This is a genomic window from Candidatus Photobacterium acropomis (assembly GCF_030685555.1).
GTDB classification, from domain to species: Bacteria; Pseudomonadota; Gammaproteobacteria; order Enterobacterales; family Vibrionaceae; genus Photobacterium; species Photobacterium lucens.
Map to the genome: position 1 here is coordinate 105,967 of NZ_CP131609.1, position 16,755 is coordinate 122,721.

The 16,755-nt window shown below is 44.1% G+C and carries 8 protein-coding genes, 3 tRNA genes and 4 rRNA genes; 5 read left to right on the forward strand and 10 right to left on the reverse strand.

The genetic code is table 11. The features are described from left to right. The first annotated feature begins 181 nt into the window (after positions 1–181). From fbp to Q7657_RS07030, 3 genes are all read left to right on the forward strand, one after another. The gene (gene fbp, locus Q7657_RS07020; RefSeq protein ID WP_107167068.1) at positions 182–1,195 is read left to right on the forward strand and encodes a class 1 fructose-bisphosphatase; all 1,014 of its coding nucleotides are present in this window, start codon (positions 182–184) and stop codon (positions 1,193–1,195) included. Between the two features lie 130 nt (positions 1,196–1,325). Further along, on the forward strand, positions 1,326–1,856 hold the full coding sequence (ppa, locus tag Q7657_RS07025) for an inorganic diphosphatase (protein ID WP_107167069.1): 531 nt from the start codon (positions 1,326–1,328) through the stop codon (positions 1,854–1,856). Between the two features lie 33 nt (positions 1,857–1,889). Continuing rightward, a complete protein-coding gene (locus Q7657_RS07030) occupies positions 1,890–2,255 on the forward strand; it encodes a rhodanese-like domain-containing protein (protein WP_237458799.1) in 366 nt (121 codons plus the stop codon). An 85-nt stretch (positions 2,256–2,340) separates the two neighbouring features. On the opposite strand, the gene tamB is transcribed toward Q7657_RS07030, so the two are convergent. The 3 genes from tamB to Q7657_RS07045 form a co-directional block, all read right to left on the reverse strand. Further along, the gene (tamB, locus tag Q7657_RS07035) at positions 2,341–6,096 is read right to left on the reverse strand and encodes an autotransporter assembly complex protein TamB (protein ID WP_107167071.1); all 3,756 of its coding nucleotides are present in this window, start codon (positions 6,094–6,096) and stop codon (positions 2,341–2,343) included. Further along, entirely contained in the window at positions 6,093–7,820 is a 1,728-nt protein-coding gene (tamA, locus tag Q7657_RS07040; protein WP_107167072.1) for an autotransporter assembly complex protein TamA, read from the reverse strand. Before tamA ends, tamB begins: the two co-directional genes overlap by 4 nt. A 529-nt stretch (positions 7,821–8,349) precedes the next feature. Then, positions 8,350–8,556, reverse strand: a complete 207-nt coding sequence (locus Q7657_RS07045) for a DUF1107 domain-containing protein (protein WP_053987334.1) — start codon at positions 8,554–8,556, stop codon at positions 8,350–8,352. Between the two features lie 224 nt (positions 8,557–8,780). On the opposite strand from Q7657_RS07045, the gene Q7657_RS07050 reads away from it, so the two are divergent. Both Q7657_RS07050 and Q7657_RS07055 read left to right on the forward strand, forming a co-directional pair. Beyond that, positions 8,781–9,332: a YtfJ family protein gene (locus Q7657_RS07050; RefSeq protein WP_107167073.1), complete on the forward strand. Its 552-nt coding sequence runs from the start codon at positions 8,781–8,783 to the stop codon at positions 9,330–9,332. 313 nt (positions 9,333–9,645) lie between these two features. Beyond that, positions 9,646–10,497 carry a TIGR03899 family protein gene (locus tag Q7657_RS07055; protein WP_107167074.1) on the forward strand — a complete coding sequence of 284 codons (852 nt, stop codon included), beginning with the start codon at positions 9,646–9,648 and terminating at the stop codon, positions 10,495–10,497. 371 nt (positions 10,498–10,868) lie between these two features. Here the strand turns inward: Q7657_RS07055 and Q7657_RS07060 are convergent. From Q7657_RS07060 to rrf (Q7657_RS07090), 7 genes are all read right to left on the reverse strand, one after another. Continuing rightward, a tRNA-Asp gene (locus Q7657_RS07060) sits at positions 10,869–10,945 on the reverse strand. 64 nt (positions 10,946–11,009) lie between these two features. Further along, a 5S ribosomal RNA gene (rrf, locus tag Q7657_RS07065) occupies positions 11,010–11,125 on the reverse strand. Between the two features lie 85 nt (positions 11,126–11,210). Further along, positions 11,211–14,094 (reverse strand): 23S ribosomal RNA (locus Q7657_RS07070). 258 nt (positions 14,095–14,352) lie between these two features. Next, positions 14,353–14,428 (reverse strand) — tRNA-Ala (locus Q7657_RS07075). A 46-nt stretch (positions 14,429–14,474) separates the two neighbouring features. After that, a tRNA-Ile gene (locus tag Q7657_RS07080) sits at positions 14,475–14,551 on the reverse strand. 72 nt (positions 14,552–14,623) lie between these two features. Beyond that, positions 14,624–16,171, reverse strand: a 16S ribosomal RNA gene (locus Q7657_RS07085). Between the two features lie 386 nt (positions 16,172–16,557). Next, positions 16,558–16,671: ribosomal RNA gene (gene rrf / locus Q7657_RS07090) — 5S ribosomal RNA — on the reverse strand. Together the 16S, 23S and 5S rRNA genes with 3 tRNA genes alongside form the textbook arrangement of a ribosomal RNA operon. Positions 16,672–16,755 lie beyond the last annotated feature (84 nt).

Consider the following 16,755-nt stretch of genomic DNA (forward strand, 5'->3'; position numbering starts at 1 on the left):
TTAATTCGGCTCTTTTCACGCTTTCGCGTTACTTCGTTACCATAAAAAAGATCTTTATATACAATTCTTTATATAACAAAAAATACAGTTAAGCACTCGCCTTCATCCCTAATAAAGAGGCCTAGCGCTATATTGTACTCTCTTCACCCGATGATATGACAACAAGATGCAAGGATTGTTTATGGCAAATATTAGAACGCTTGGTGAATTCATTGTCGAGAAACAGAGTGATTTCCCGCATGCCAGTGGTGAACTTTCATCACTGCTAGGTTCAATCAAACTCGCTGCTAAAATTGTTAATCGAGAAATTAATAAAGCAGGCTTAGTCGACATTACTGGAGCAGCAGGCGATCAAAATGTTCAGGGCGAAGAACAACAAAAACTCGATATTTATGCCAATGAGAAATTTAAAGCCGCTTTAGAAGCACGGGATCAAGTGTGTGGTATTGCCAGTGAGGAAGAAGATAACGCTGTTGGCTTCAATAAACCGCTAAACCTCAACGCCAAATACGTTGTGCTGATGGACCCTCTTGATGGTTCATCCAACATTGATGTCAATGTCTCGGTAGGCACCATATTTTCTATTTATCGCAGAATATCGCCGGTTGGATCGCCACCAACAGAAGAAGACTTTCTCCAACCAGGTAGCCAACAAGTTGCCGCAGGCTATGTCATTTATGGCTCTTCAACCATGCTCGTTTACACCACAGGCAACGGCGTTCATGGCTTTACATATGATCCATCCCTTGGCAGCTTTTGTCTCTCCCATGAAAATATGACCATACCCCAAGACGGCGTGATTTATTCCATCAATGAAGGTAATTACATTCGTTTTCCAATGGGCGTGAAGAAATACATCAAGTTTTGCCAAGAAGCCGTACCAGAAGAAAAACGTCCTTATACTTCCCGTTATATTGGTTCCCTTGTTGCTGATTTCCATCGTAACTTACTAAAAGGTGGCATTTACCTCTACCCAAGTACTGCCAGTTACCCTAACGGAAAACTGCGCCTGCTTTATGAATGTAACCCAATGGCATTTCTAATCGAACAAGCCGGTGGTAAAGCCTCGGATGGCTTTCAGCGGATCTTAGATATTCCACCCACTGAATTACACCAACGGGTACCTTTCTTTGTTGGCTCTACCAATATGGTCGAAAAAGTTGAAGACTTCCTTCGTGAATATCCTGATGAGTAAGTACAAGCGATACGTGTCGCGCATTTGATTGTGCGACACCGCAACGATGATGATTTGCTTTTGTTTTTGTTTACATTCATTATAATTTTAACAAACAACAACATCTCATTAACCTTAGAAGGAATTAGTCATGAGCCTTAATCAGGTCCCTGCTGGCAAGGATATCCCAGAAGATATTTACGTTGTTATTGAAATCCCTGCAAACGCAGATCCGATTAAATACGAAGTAGACAAAGACACTGGTGCAATTTTTGTAGACCGTTTTATGTCTAGCCCAATGTTCTACCCATGTAACTACGGTTACGTAAACGACACCCTATCACTTGATGGTGATCCGGTTGACGTACTTGTCCCAACGCCATACCCGCTAGTACCTGGTGCGGTGATCCGCTGTCGTCCTGTGGGCGTATTGAAAATGACGGATGAGTCTGGTGAAGATGCGAAAATCGTAGCTGTACCACACACAAAGCTAAGCAAAGAATATGATCACATTAACGATGTAAACGATCTACCAGAGCTACTAAAAGCGCAAATCACTCACTTCTTCGAGCGTTACAAAGAGCTTGAGCCAAACAAATGGGTAAAAGTAGAAGGTTGGGATAACGCAGAAGCTGCTAAAGCTGAAATCTTGACATCTTTCGAGCGTGCTCAAAAGAAATAACAATGATGTAAATCTATCAATAGCGGTGGAAGTATGATGAAAAAGACACGTGGCTTAGTTACCCTCTTATTTGCTCTCTTTCCCGCTATTTCATTGGCCAAAAACGTCACACCTGATGAGTTTTGGCAGATCGAAAAAGCCCAACAACCTCTGATTATTGATGTTCGTACCCCTGAAGAGTTCAGTGAGGGACATCTCACTAATGCCATCAATATTCCTTTCGATCAAATCGCTAAAATCGAAAACTACCTTACCGATAAGTCCAAACCTATTTTATTGTATTGTCGCTCTGGCCGACGTGCAGAGCTGGCTGAAAACACACTCTATACACTTGGCTATAAAGAAACCTTTAACGGTATGAGCTACCAGTTATTGCTTAAAGCCAAACCCCAAAGTTAAAAATGCTATGTCACTAAATCAAAATAACCAGATATAAAAAAACCCAATGCTCTGCATTGGGTTTTTATTTATCTCACGCTTACGATTAGTTAAATTCAAATTGGTACAGTAAGTCGACCGCCTGATCTAATCCAGACACAGCCTCTACGTACAAATTCTTCATTAAACGATAACGCAGTGTAAATTCATCCACTTGGTTAAAGATACCTACGCCATACTTCACCTGTAGACCTGGAGCAATATAGCCACTAATCTGTACTTGTGAGTCATCACCAGCACCAGCCGTTGACAAGCTAAGATCTTTAATGCCTACCGCTTCACCAACATCACCGACTAGCTGACCACTTTGCGCTAGACCCATACCAATTAAGGCTGTTGTCATTGCGCTATTCGAACCACCGTCACCTTCACTGTCGATGTTACGTCCCGTTAGGATGTAAGACAGTGCGTTTTGTTGTGGCATTGCAGGATCAGAGAAAATCGTCACTTCTGGCTTATCAGCTGAACCCGTCACCTTCACACCAGCAATCACGTCATCTTCGATATTATCCGGATCACGGATCGCTTCAATCGATAAGAACGGTTGATCTGCAGGGCCATTAAACAAGATCTGACCTTTACGGATCTGTAACTCTTGACCTAATGCACGATAGAACGAGCCTTTGGCAATGTTCACTTCACCGTAAATCATTGGACCTTTACCGTCTTGGCGAACATTAAGATCACCTAATAGACCGGCCTTCAGACCAAAGGCTGACAATTTCACATCATCACCCACATGCACCATGATATTGGTTGTAATATCAAACGGTGTTGATTTTGGTGGTACTACTGGCTCTAAGTTATCTTTTAAGATCACCTGATCTTTAGATACCGCTATCGCAGATTTTGGTAATTGGTTAACCGTAATACGGCCCCATGGAATACCGACTTTACCAGTGATATCAGCTGACTTTGGCGTCGCTTTGATCGTGAGATCTGGCGACACTTTCAAAGACACCATTGGTGGAACGCTAACCTGTAGCTCTTTACCATTAATGTTTAGCTCAGTTTTCCAATTTGCCATATCTTGCCAGTCACCCATACCACGTAGCAGTAACTGACCATCTGGGGTATAGATATCACCCATCAATGTGGCGTTATAACCCGTAAAGGCTAACTTCACATCTGCATTTTTAATATCAAGTGGGACTTTGCGTCCTGTTGCTTGCAGCTTAGTCACTTGAATAGAACCGTTCACCGCAGGGTGCATGATCGGTCCTGTAACTTGCAAGTTGGTATCTACTTGACCATTAAACTGATGGTAATCTTTGATCACAGGCTCTAAGAATGCCAACATGAAACGATCCAATTTCACATTCGCATTAATACGCTTATCACCTTGTAAGTTAGTGATCTTCGCATTACCAGATAAATCACCATTATCTTTCACAGCCACTAACCAGTTAGCATTCAGTACATCGTTTTGCATCTCTGCATTCACGGTCACTTTATCCCAACCTAGGGTTAATGGTTTATCATCCGCTGCTACTTGCTGAGTAAATCGGCCGCTTGGCATCAAAATATCAGCTTTCACGTAAGGTGCTGCTTTTGGTGACCACTTCGCTACAACATTCGCACCAAGCTCGCCTTTCACGTTCATCTCATCAGGAATGAACTGCTTCAATAAATCAAAGTTAAACTGCTTGATTGCTAACTGCGCTTCACCCGATGCACCTGCCGTCAGATCCTGAGTTAAACATATCCCTGCTTTTCCTTGCTGCCAACAGTGCGCACCCACAGTTGCCATCGCGGTTTTAAGATCATAACGAATTGGTGTTGGGTGATTCAGTACCCAGTCTCCAACAGGTGTAGTAAAGTCGCCTTTTTGCAACATACCTTGCCAACCTGTCTTACGATCTAACTTACCGGTCAGTAATAGCTCTGTACCAACAGGCTCACCTTTAACATTGACTGATAAACGATGATTTTGCTCGGTACCTGTAAACACCACATTCATGTCATCCAGTGTCACCGTATCAAACTTACCTTTCTTCGCAGTGAGGCTTACATCTGCTTTTAACGAAGGCAGTGGTGTCACATTACCTTTCAGATCAAAAGAGGCAAGGCTTGCTACTTTCTGCCAACCTAAGTTATCACCTGCAAGATCAAGCTTCACATCAGGCTCAGCCATTTTACCCGACAGCTTTACATCACCATTAATACGTCCATGTAAACCTGTGAGTGATTTCGATAGATCAGGCGCATGAATATTAGCAATGAGATCCCATGTTTTATCTAACTTACCTTTTGCTACTAACCCATTAGGACCATGTTTTAACGTTAAGCCTTGGGTTATAAGTTTTAGATCTGTACCTTTACCTGTAGGATCGGAAGCATCTAATTGACCATGAAGATCCAATGGTTGCTTCATGATTGAGCCATTTACCATCAGCTCAGGTAACTTAACAAACCAACCACCTTTCGCCGTTAAGCCTCCAGACGTTGTTAGCTTACCACTTAAATTACCTTCAGCTTCTGGCCATTGTTTACCCGGTTGAATATTGGTAAATGCCAACTGACCTTGCCAATTAACAAGATCTTTCCAGCTGGCTTTGGCATTACCTTTGATAGAACCACCTAAGGTATCTACATTCAGTGAAGACAAGTCCACAGAAGCTAAGTCACCTTTACCTTTTAAGTTGAATTTCACGTTAGGCATAGGCTTACCATCAACGTTACTTTTCGCATTAAATGTGAAGCCTTTTAAGCTACCTTTGGCATTAATATCGGTATTCGCGACAGTAAATTCCGCTTTTTTATCAATTGGCCACTGTAAGTGCTTACTTGTGACTTTAAGATCAAACGGCAGGTTAGGATCTAATGGCGAAAGTTTACCTTTCACTAAAGCGTCCAATTTACCTTTCAACGTTGCATCCAATGCCAATTTTGCCAGAGATCCTGAAGCTTTCAGTTTTAGCTTATGACCTTCAACCGGCTTCATCGCAATGTTCACATCAGCATCAAGGGTTAGCGGGTAATCACCTTTAAGCTCAACATTTGCTTTAGCGTTCAATGTCGCTTGAGGCGCTTTTAGCTCTAGCTTATCAATGGTGACATCACTGTCTTTTGCTTTTGCAATTAACTCAAGCAAAGCGACTTTTTGCGGCGTTTCTCCCGCTAATTCAAAGTCTTTAATCGTGAATCGCTCAATATCAAAAGACATTGGTAACACGACGTCAGGCAGCTTGATCGCTTCAGCTTTTTTTGTCGTTTTGGTCTTTGCTGCAGGCTTTTTGTCTTCTGGCTTTGATGGCGCTAAAGCCAGTTTAATGCCATCCCAATCCGTTGGCTTCAACGTGACATGACTACCTTCAAGATCTGCAGCCGTTGAGAAGTGTTTCCACTTCACTTTATTAGCAAGAATGTCTAGATCGATATCATCAAGTGTTACCTTCTCAATATGGATCGGTAACGGCATCGAGATTTCAGTAATAGGCTCAGAAGGCTCTTCTGGTTTATCAGATGATGGTGGAAGTTCTGGCATAGAGAACTTCACCCCTTTGACACCTAGATCAGACACACAAATCGCAGGCGTTAATAAACAGCTATCATTTAATGTTAAATTCAGCTGATTAACCGCAAGATCGATACTGCCATCTTTATAGCTAACATTCTTAAATTCAAACCCATCAAGCAGAGCACCTTGTGCCTCACCAATAGATAATGCAGGTAACGCTTTTTGAGCGCCCCATGCGGCAACTTTTATCCCCGCAGGCGTGTAGAGCAAAGCTGCTACCGCAATTACGAGTAAAAGTAATAAAGCGAGTACGCCAAGCGAAATACGCTTAACCCAAATCATAATTCAGGACCTAATGTAAAGTGGAGCTGGAACTTGTCTTTCTCTTTCTTATCAAGTCCCCATGCAAAATCGAGACGAATTGGACCAACAGGTGATACCCAACGAACCCCTACGCCTGTACCGCGTTTCCAATCTGGTGAATCATTCCATGCCGAACCATAATCGTAAAAGACTGCACCCCACCAATCGCCGTAGACACGGTATTGATATTCAATGCTAGATGTTGCCATATACTGACCACCAATCATGCGCCCTTCACTATTACGAGGAGAGATAGATTGATACCCATAACCACGTACACTGTTATCACCACCAATGAAATAACGCAGTGAAGGTGGAACATCAGTCACATCATCAGCCAGTACCGCACCACCATCCAAACGGAAAATACCACGCTGGTTTTCACCAAAACTACGGATCCAGGCACTCTTTGCTTGCAAACGAACAAAACTGGTATTAGAACCAAGAGACTTATCAGCAAAATCAACTGAGAAGTTATATTTACTGCCTTTAGATGGGAACATGCCACCTACCATGTCACTCTTGCTATAAGAGATCCCTGGCATTAAGACATTAAAAACGCCTTTCTCATTATCTTTGCCGCCTTGAGTATAATCTTCCGTCATCCAACGAAGTGATGCCGTACGGTTCCACCCAGAATCTAAACGCCAGTGACGTTCAACGCCGACACCAAACTGAGTACTTACTGTGTCATGGCTATCAACATAACGAATACCACCCACAATTTGGTAGTAGTTATTTAACACATCATCCAATGGGATCTTGTAGGCCGCTTCAACCTTTGGCTCAACCTGAGAGATCTCAGATTTTAAGTAAAAACTATGGCCTTTACTGGTGATCCATGGCTTCTTCCAATTGAACTTCAATCTTGGGCCTAAGTCAGTGGAATAACCGATACCCGTTTCAAATTGATTGCGAACTTGGGGAGTTACGACAACATGAATAGGGATCGCATCATCTTTGCGCTCCTTCACATCGCCACCGACAAAAATAGAAGAAAACCAACCAACGTTAGATAAACGCTCATTGTACTCACCTAATTTTGACGCAAGATAAGGCTCATCTTCGGTGTAAGGGATCATCGAACGTAAGCGATTATCATCAATCTGACTACCTTGGAAAGTTGTCTCGCCAAAGGTGTAACGGCGCCCAGAATTAAAATCGATAGTAATAAACGCTTCATTACGACTCGGTACAATCTCTAACGTACTCTTCGTTAGCTCAGCGTCAAAGTAACCACGTCGAACAGCAAGGCTGGTTAATGACGATTTAAGCGCTTCATATTTACCCTGATTTAAGGGCTCACCAATGCCTAAACCACTGTCTTTAATTAACGACATAAAAGCAGGGTCGTTTTTCGCATCACCAGTAATATTTAGGTTACTTTTACTAATATGCGTACGTGGACCTTGATCAACCGTCACTACGATTTTAATTTTTGAACCGCTACCCGTGACCTGATAATCAAATTTTGGCTGATAGTAGCCTAACGCCTGCAAGGCTTGGTTGATCTCATTTAAGACTTGCTCTTTAAAACGCAGCGTCTCACTGTAATCATCTTTGGAGATAGCAGACAGATACGCATCAACGTTATCTTCTACGGCTCCATCTATCCCCTTCACTTTCAATGAAGAGGCCATAGCAGGGCTTGATAACACCAGAACAAATGATGTCATCCCCAACCATTTAAAAACTTTATTCATTCTATAATGCTTCTTCGCGAAATTTAGAATTAACCCACAAGATCATTTTGACAAAGCCATTACTAACTTCCAACCTTTGTCTTTTGAAAATTTATGAATATTGAACTCTAGAAACATTTATCTAATATTTATCCAAATATTTCTAAAAATTAACAAATTAATTTTACTTAAGCTCAGTTCGGGGGCGATTGTCAGGACTCATCAACCTCAACAATCACTCAGCAGAAATCAAGCATCAGTATCAATGCCTACTATCAACACACCAGAATCATAAATATTGAAAGGTACAGTAGTTAGCCGTCATTGTTTAAATTGTATCTAAATCAACTCAAACAAATGTAGATCAGTTACCTACTCTTTTTTGATAAAATCATAACTAAACGCAAAGAATGCGACAAAGTCATGATTATTGATGAACAGCATTATCTAAGAATTGACACACTATCGCCAACATAGATTCTATTACAAAATGTATGGTCAATTAGCATCGCAAAATAAAAATAAGCGCTTGAGTATCACGAATGTAATATCACACAACAACGGATAAGGATTGGATCTCTCGATTCACTTCAGTTAATACGCTAAGCGCTTTGAGATTCGCAGATTTTGGCGGTAACAAACGCCCACTATCAAACTCAAAACCACCAATGCCAACAATAAAAATACGTCCTCGAAAATAGCTTTTCACATAACGTGCAACTTGCTGTGGACGATAAATTTTAAAGATTCTAAGCATGTCACCCTCACATAACGGCTATATAAATAGACCGTAAAACGATGGTTTTGTTTCATCCCTAATTCAGTAATGCAAACAATTTGCCAAGCTATCTCGTTTATCAGATATACGAAAATAACAATCATTACGATCGCTACAAAGTTAACAAAAATACGACGTGGTACAACCAGATTAAGTAAGATTAACTATCATAATGGCACGCCTATTTTAGAAAGAGAGTCACTATGAAATCAAAAGCACTGCTATTCTTACTTGCAACACTTATTCCCTCTCTCACCTATGCGAGCAATGTAAAAGATGGCAGCACACTGCCTGGTGTAACGGTGACAAACAAAGGGGAACTGGTTTTAAAAGGTAATGACATTAGCTACCAATCTTGGCGAAGCACCAAACTCACAGGAAAAATGCGTATTGTTTTTGCCATTGCAGGTAGAAGCGCAGCTAAGGAGCTCAATGCACCACTGGTTGCAGCAATCAGCGCAGCAAAGTTCCCGGAAGATAAATACCAAACAACAACTATCATCAATCAAGATGATGCGATTTGGGGCACAGGAAGCTTTGTAAAATCAGCGACGGAAGACAGTAAACGCCAATATCCATGGTCATCAATTGTCTTAGATAGTAAAGGAATTGTACAAAAGGCATGGGATTTAAGAAAAGAAAGCTCAACCGTTTTTGTACTAGATCAATCGGGGAAAGTGCTTTTCGCTCAAGAAGGAAAACTTTCGCCTAGTGAAATTAAACAAGTGATCAACTTAGTTCAATCTAACCTGTAATCACAGCGAGTCACCTCAATACCAAGAGGTGGCTTTTCTCTACTGACAAATAGCTCTCATAAAGAATTTATCCTAGTTGTCGATATATCATTATTGGCTAATAAACCAAATGAGATAACTCACTAATGCAGAGTAACCAACGACTAAAATAATATCGGTAATATATCGATTTACTTTCTTCATATCTCGCTCCATCTCATCATTACCATTACCTTAAAGTTAACATAAAGGTAACATTCGACCATTCAAATCCTAAATGATGAGATGAAGATAACAAAAACAAAGAAACATTTGTTAAGAGAATAACAAAAGAATGAGTAATAACAACGAAAGCATAAAAGCATCACGTGTAGCTGCTGTTTCAACAAAAGTACTCACTGACAGTAAAAATAAAATCAAAGCGATTGCTGAGAAGTTTTCTCTTTACGGAAAAATCACACCTAAAAGTGAAGCGACATTAGAAACGCGATTACAAGCAAGGCTCACTCAAAAACAATTACTCGAACAAGAAAATTTAGAGCAGATAATTAAACTTAGTTACGATCTTTGTCATGACGAACCGACCCGAGATCCAGATCCAGATTGGTTGATCCGCTTTTTTGATATGGCAAAACAGATCCATAATCCATCAATGCAAAAACTGTGGGCTAGGATTCTAAAGCAAGAACTCATTCAGCCAGGTGCCGTATCATTAAGAACATTACAAATTTTACTAACAATGACACATAGAGAAGCAGTGATTTTTCAAAGAACACTCGCTCTCACGTGCTGTATTGGAAATGATAAAAATAAAAAGCTCTTAACTGGTATAAAGCAAAGGAAAGGAAGCTTCAGCTTACAAAGACCCCATCAAAGTCACATTGATTATAGCCAGTATCAGCTACCTTACTCATCAATACTTATCCTAACTGAGCTAGGACTTATCTTAAGCACCGAGTTAGAAACAAATGCTATAAACCCCACAGAAAATCTTAAATTCAGCTACCACCAGTTAGTTTATGATTTATATCCAATCAGAAAAGGCTGCTCTTTAACTTATTATCGCCTGTCTCCAATTGGACAAGAGTTAGCTATTCTCATTGGTTCACATATTAATGACACTTATCAAGAAGAGCTGCATGAGATATTACTTAAGTATTTCACCATTAGCTCAAAAGAAAAATAATAAGGTAAAACGAAAACAATCCGTTGGAGTTGGTTACCATTTTAAAGTTAATGAACAAAGCTATCTATTGTATTGTAAAAAAGCCTCACTATTTCTAGTGAGGCTTCTTAAAAGTAACGAAAGTCTCTGCTCAACGAATATGTTTATTCTATATACCAAAGCCCCCCAGCATTTCTGCTGAGGTCTTAAATAAGTGGCGGAGCGACTGGGGTCACATTCGACCGGGACTCGAACCCACGCCCCCGGCGTGACAGGCCACTAAGCTATCCAATAAAAAGGCTAACCAACTGAACTACCCGCTCATTCGAATAGGTTTAACTTATTTAAAACGTAAAAAAGCCCCGCTATTTCTAGCGAGGCTTCTTAATAAGTGGCGGAGCGGACGGGACTCGAACCCGCGACCCCCGGCGTGACAGGCCGGTATTCTAACCAACTGAACTACCGCTCCACACGGCGATAAAACGTTCGTTTTATCCGACACCTGTCGTTCAGAACAAGTATCTTAAATTTGAGCCTGGCGATGTCCTACTCTCACATGGGGAGGCCCCACACTACCATCGGCGCTATTACGTTTCACTACTGAGTTCGGCATGGGATCAGGTGGGTCCATAATGCTATGGTCGCCAAGCAAATTCGTTACAATCTTGAAAAGCTGATTCTCAAACACACGTTCAAGTGTTCTTGGAGTCCGTATAAAACCCCTTGGGTGTTGTATGGTTAAGCCTCACGGGCAATTAGTATCGGTTAGCTCAATGCCTCACAGCACTTACACACCCGACCTATCAACGTTGTAGTCTTCAACAACCCTTTAGAGACCTTAAAGGTCTAGGGATGACTCATCTTGAGGCTCGCTTCCCGCTTAGATGCTTTCAGCGGTTATCGATTCCGAACTTAGCTACCGGGCAATGCGTCTGGCGACACAACCCGAACACCAGCGGTTCGTCCACTCCGGTCCTCTCGTACTAGGAGCAGCCCCTCTCAATCATCCAACGCCCACGGCAGATAGGGACCGAACTGTCTCACGACGTTCTAAACCCAGCTCGCGTACCACTTTAAATGGCGAACAGCCATACCCTTGGGACCGACTTCAGCCCCAGGATGTGATGAGCCGACATCGAGGTGCCAAACACCGCCGTCGATATGAACTCTTGGGCGGTATCAGCCTGTTATCCCCGGAGTACCTTTTATCCGTTGAGCGATGGCCCTTCCATTCAGAACCACCGGATCACTATGACCTGCTTTCGCACCTGCTCGACTTGTCAGTCTCGCAGTCAAGCGGGCTTATGCCATTGCACTAACCTCACGATGTCCGACCGTGATTAGCCCACCTTCGTGCTCCTCCGTTACTCTTTGGGAGGAGACCGCCCCAGTCAAACTACCCACCAGGCACTGTCCGTAACCCCGATAAGGGGCCAACGTTAGAACATCAAGCATACAAGGGTGGTATTTCAAGGACGACTCCATAACCGCTAGCGCGATTATTTCACAGTCTCCCACCTATCCTACACATGTAGGGTCAATGTTCAGTGCCAAGCTATAGTAAAGGTTCACGGGGTCTTTCCGTCTAGCCGCGGGGACGCAGCATCTTCACTGCGATTTCAATTTCACTGAGTCTCGGGTGGAGACAGCGTGGCCATCATTACGCCATTCGTGCAGGTCGGAACTTACCCGACAAGGAATTTCGCTACCTTAGGACCGTTATAGTTACGGCCGCCGTTTACCGGGGCTTCGATCAAGAGCTTCGACCGAAGTCTAACCCCATCAATTAACCTTCCGGCACCGGGCAGGCGTCACACCGTATACGTCATCTTTCGATTTTGCACAGTGCTGTGTTTTTAATAAACAGTTGCAGCCACCTGGTATCTGCGACTCCCGGCAGCTTAGAGAGCAAGTCTCATCACCGCTAGGAGCGTACCTTCTCCCGAAGTTACGGTACCATTTTGCCTAGTTCCTTCACCCGAGTTCTCTCAAGCGCCTTGGTATTCTCTACCTGATCACCTGTGTCGGTTTGGGGTACGATTCCTTATAATCTGAAGCTTAGAAGCTTTTCCCGGAAGCATGGCATCAATGACTTCATCACCGTAGTGACTCGACATCGTATCTCAGCCTTAAGATGGTCCGGATTTGCCTAAACCATCAGCCTACGTACTTGGACCTGGACAACCGTCGCCAGGCTCACCTAGCCTTCTCCGTCCCTCCATCGCAATTATAAGAAGTACGGGAATATTAACCCGTTTCCCATCGACTACGCCTTTCGGCCTCGCCTTAGGGTCGACTTACCCTGCCCCGATTAACGTTGGACAGGAACCCTTGATCTTCCGGCGAGGGAGTTTTTCACTCCCTTTATCGTTACTCATGTCAGCATTCGCACTTCTGATACCTCCAGCGAGCTTTACAACTCACCTTCAACGGCTTACAGAACGCTCCCCTACCCAATATGCGAAGTACATTGCCGCAGCTTCGGTGTATAGCTTAGCCCCGTTAAATCTTCCGCGCAGGCCGACTCGACCAGTGAGCTATTACGCTTTCTTTAAATGATGGCTGCTTCTAAGCCAACATCCTGGCTGTCTGAGCCTTCCCACATCGTTTCCCACTTAGCTATAACTTTGGGACCTTAGCTGGCGGTCTGGGTTGTTTCCCTCTTCACGACGGACGTTAGCACCCGCCGTGTGTCTCCCGGATAGTACTTACTGGTATTCGGAGTTTGCAAAGGGTTGGTAAGTCGGGATGACCCCCTAGCCTTAACAGTGCTCTACCCCCAGTAGTATTCGTCCGAGGCGCTACCTAAATAGCTTTCGGGGAGAACCAGCTATCTCCGAGTTTGATTGGCCTTTCACCCCTAGCCACAAGTCATCCGCTAATTTTTCAACATTAGTCGGTTCGGTCCTCCAGTAAGTGTTACCTCACCTTCAACCTGCCCATGGCTAGATCACTCGGTTTCGGGTCTAATCCTAGCAACTATGACGCCCAGTTAAGACTCGGTTTCCCTACGGCTCCCCTAAACGGTTAACCTTGCTACTAAAATTAAGTCGCTGACCCATTATACAAAGGTACGCAGTCACCCAACAAGTGGGCTCCTACTGCTTGTACGTACACGGTTTCAGGTTCTATTTCACTCCCCTCACAGGGGTTCTTTTCGCCTTTCCCTCACGGTACTGGTTCACTATCGGTCAGTCAGGAGTATTTAGCCTTGGAGGATGGTCCCCCATATTCAGACAAGATAACACGTGTCCCGTCCTACTCGTTTTCACTGATAAGATGTTGTCGGTTACGGGGCTATCACCCTGTATCGCGGAACTTTCCAGAACCTTCACCTAACATCAAACTAGCTTAGGGCTAATCCGGTTTCGCTCGCCGCTACTGCCGGAATCTCGGTTGATTTCTCTTCCTCGGGGTACTTAGATGTTTCAGTTCCCCGGTTCGCCTCGTGCTGCTATGTATTCACAACACGATACTTACTTATGTAAGTGGGTTTCCCCATTCGGAAATCCCAGAGTCACCGGTTTTACTACCTCATCTGGGCTTATCGCAAGTTAATACGTCCTTCATCGCCTCTGACTGCCAAGGCATCCACCGTGTACGCTTAGTCACTTAACCATACAACCCCAAGAGGTTTCGTATGTTCAAACAACCAAGGTTTGTGTCCTTGATAAGAGGACATTGGTTTTTCGCCGGACTCGATACAAGACACTTGAATGTGTATTGTTTTGAGAACTCGTTTTCATCTTTCGATGAAAACTATAAATCAATCTATCGATTGAATTTACTAGTCAGCTTTCCAGATTGTTAAAGAGCATTGTGTTTATCGTTAGATAACCACTTTTTAAAAACACTCAAGAGAATGCGTTTAAAGAGTGGTGGAGCTATGCGGGATCGAACCGCAGACCTCCTGCGTGCAAGGCAGGCGCTCTCCCAGCTGAGCTATAACCCCAACGATATAAAAGACTTATAAACCGCCACTTTCATTTGAGAGAAAGTGGTGGGTCTGAGTGGACTTGAACCACCGACCTCACCCTTATCAGGGGTGCGCTCTAACCACCTGAGCTACAGACCCAAGTCTTTTTGCGTTCTTTACTATTAACCAAGCAATCTGTGTGGACACTGCATTCAACAGTAAGTCTTTAGGTAAGGAGGTGATCCAGCCCCAGGTTCCCCTAGGGCTACCTTGTTACGACTTCACCCCAGTCATGAACCACACCGTGGTAAACGCCCTCCCGAAGGTTAAGCTATCTACTTCTGGTGCAGCCCACTCCCATGGTGTGACGGGCGGTGTGTACAAGGCCCGGGAACGTATTCACCGTGACATTCTGATTCACGATTACTAGCGATTCCGACTTCATGGAGTCGAGTTGCAGACTCCAATCCGGACTACGACGTACTTTATGGGATTCGCTCACTCTCGCGAGTTGGCAACCCTCTGTATACGCCATTGTAGCACGTGTGTAGCCCTACTCGTAAGGGCCATGATGACTTGACGTCGTCCCCACCTTCCTCCGGTTTATCACCGGCAGTCTCCTGGAGTTCCCACCCGAAGTGCTGGCAAACAAGGATAAGGGTTGCGCTCGTTGCGGGACTTAACCCAACATTTCACAACACGAGCTGACGACAGCCATGCAGCACCTGTCTCAGAGTTCCCGAAGGCACCAAAGCATCTCTGCTAAGTTCTCTGGATGTCAAGAGTAGGTAAGGTTCTTCGCGTTGCATCGAATTAAACCACATGCTCCACCGCTTGTGCGGGCCCCCGTCAATTCATTTGAGTTTTAATCTTGCGACCGTACTCCCCAGGCGGTCTACTTAACGCGTTAGCTCCGAAAGCCACGGCTCAAGGCCACAACCTCCAAGTAGACATCGTTTACGGCGTGGACTACCAGGGTATCTAATCCTGTTTGCTCCCCACGCTTTCGCATCTGAGCGTCAGTCTTTGTCCAGGGGCCGCCTTCGCCACCGGTATTCCTTCAGATCTCTACGCATTTCACCGCTACACCTGAAATTCTACCCCCTCTACAAGACTCTAGTCTGCCAGTTCAAAATGCTGTTCCGAGGTTGAGCCCCGGGCTTTCACATCTTGCTTAACAGACCGCCTGCATGCGCTTTACGCCCAGTAATTCCGATTAACGCTCGCACCCTCCGTATTACCGCGGCTGCTGGCACGGAGTTAGCCGGTGCTTCTTCTGTAGGTAACGTCAAACAATGCCGCTATTAACGACACTGCCTTCCTCCCTACTGAAAGTACTTTACAACCCGAAGGCCTTCTTCATACACGCGGCATGGCTGCATCAGGGTTTCCCCATTGTGCAATATTCCCCACTGCTGCCTCCCGTAGGAGTCTGGACCGTGTCTCAGTTCCAGTGTGGCTGATCATCCTCTCAGACCAGCTAGGGATCGTTGCCTTGGTGAGCCATTACCTCACCAACAAGCTAATCCCACCTGGGCTAATCCTGACGCGAGAGGCCCGAAGGTCCCCCTCTTTGCTCCGAAGAGATTATGCGGTATTAGCTATCGTTTCCAATAGTTATCCCCCACATCAGGGCATATTCCCAGGCATTACTCACCCGTCCGCCGCTCGCCGCCCTTAACGTTCCCCGAAGGTTCAGTTAAGTCGCTGCCGCTCGACTTGCATGTGTTAGGCCTGCCGCCAGCGTTCAATCTGAGCCATGATCAAACTCTTCAATTAAAGTTTTGGTGGTCTTGTAAAAAGGCGACCGGCTCAATGAATACTGTTAATTCATCATAAATGATGAATGAATTGACTGTGCTGATACCGAAGTATCAAATTGGTCACTAGTATTATTGATAAATCTTTTGACTAATCATTCAACGAGTGCCCACACAGATTGCATGGTCAAATTGTTAAAGAACGTTGACTTTCAATGCCTTAGCACTTTGTGCTTCAGTAAGTCAGGTGGCGTATAATACGCTTTTCTGATATCCAGTCAAGACAAAATTCTCATCTTTTTAATTGGTTGGTTAAAAAGTGAAAACCTTCTTTGACCTCGCTCACATTCCAATCAGTGAGAGCGAATAAAAGCCCGTTCTGATGAACGGGCTCTCAAAATTTGAGCCTGGCGATGTCCTACTCACATGGGGAGGCCCCACACTACCATCGGCGCTATTACGTTTCACTACTGAGTTCGGCATGGGATCAGGTGGGTCCATAACGCTATGGTCGCCAAGCAAATTCGTTACAATCTTAGAAAGCTGATTCTCAAACACACGTTCAAGTGTTCTTGGAGTCCGTATAAAACCCCTTGGGTGTTG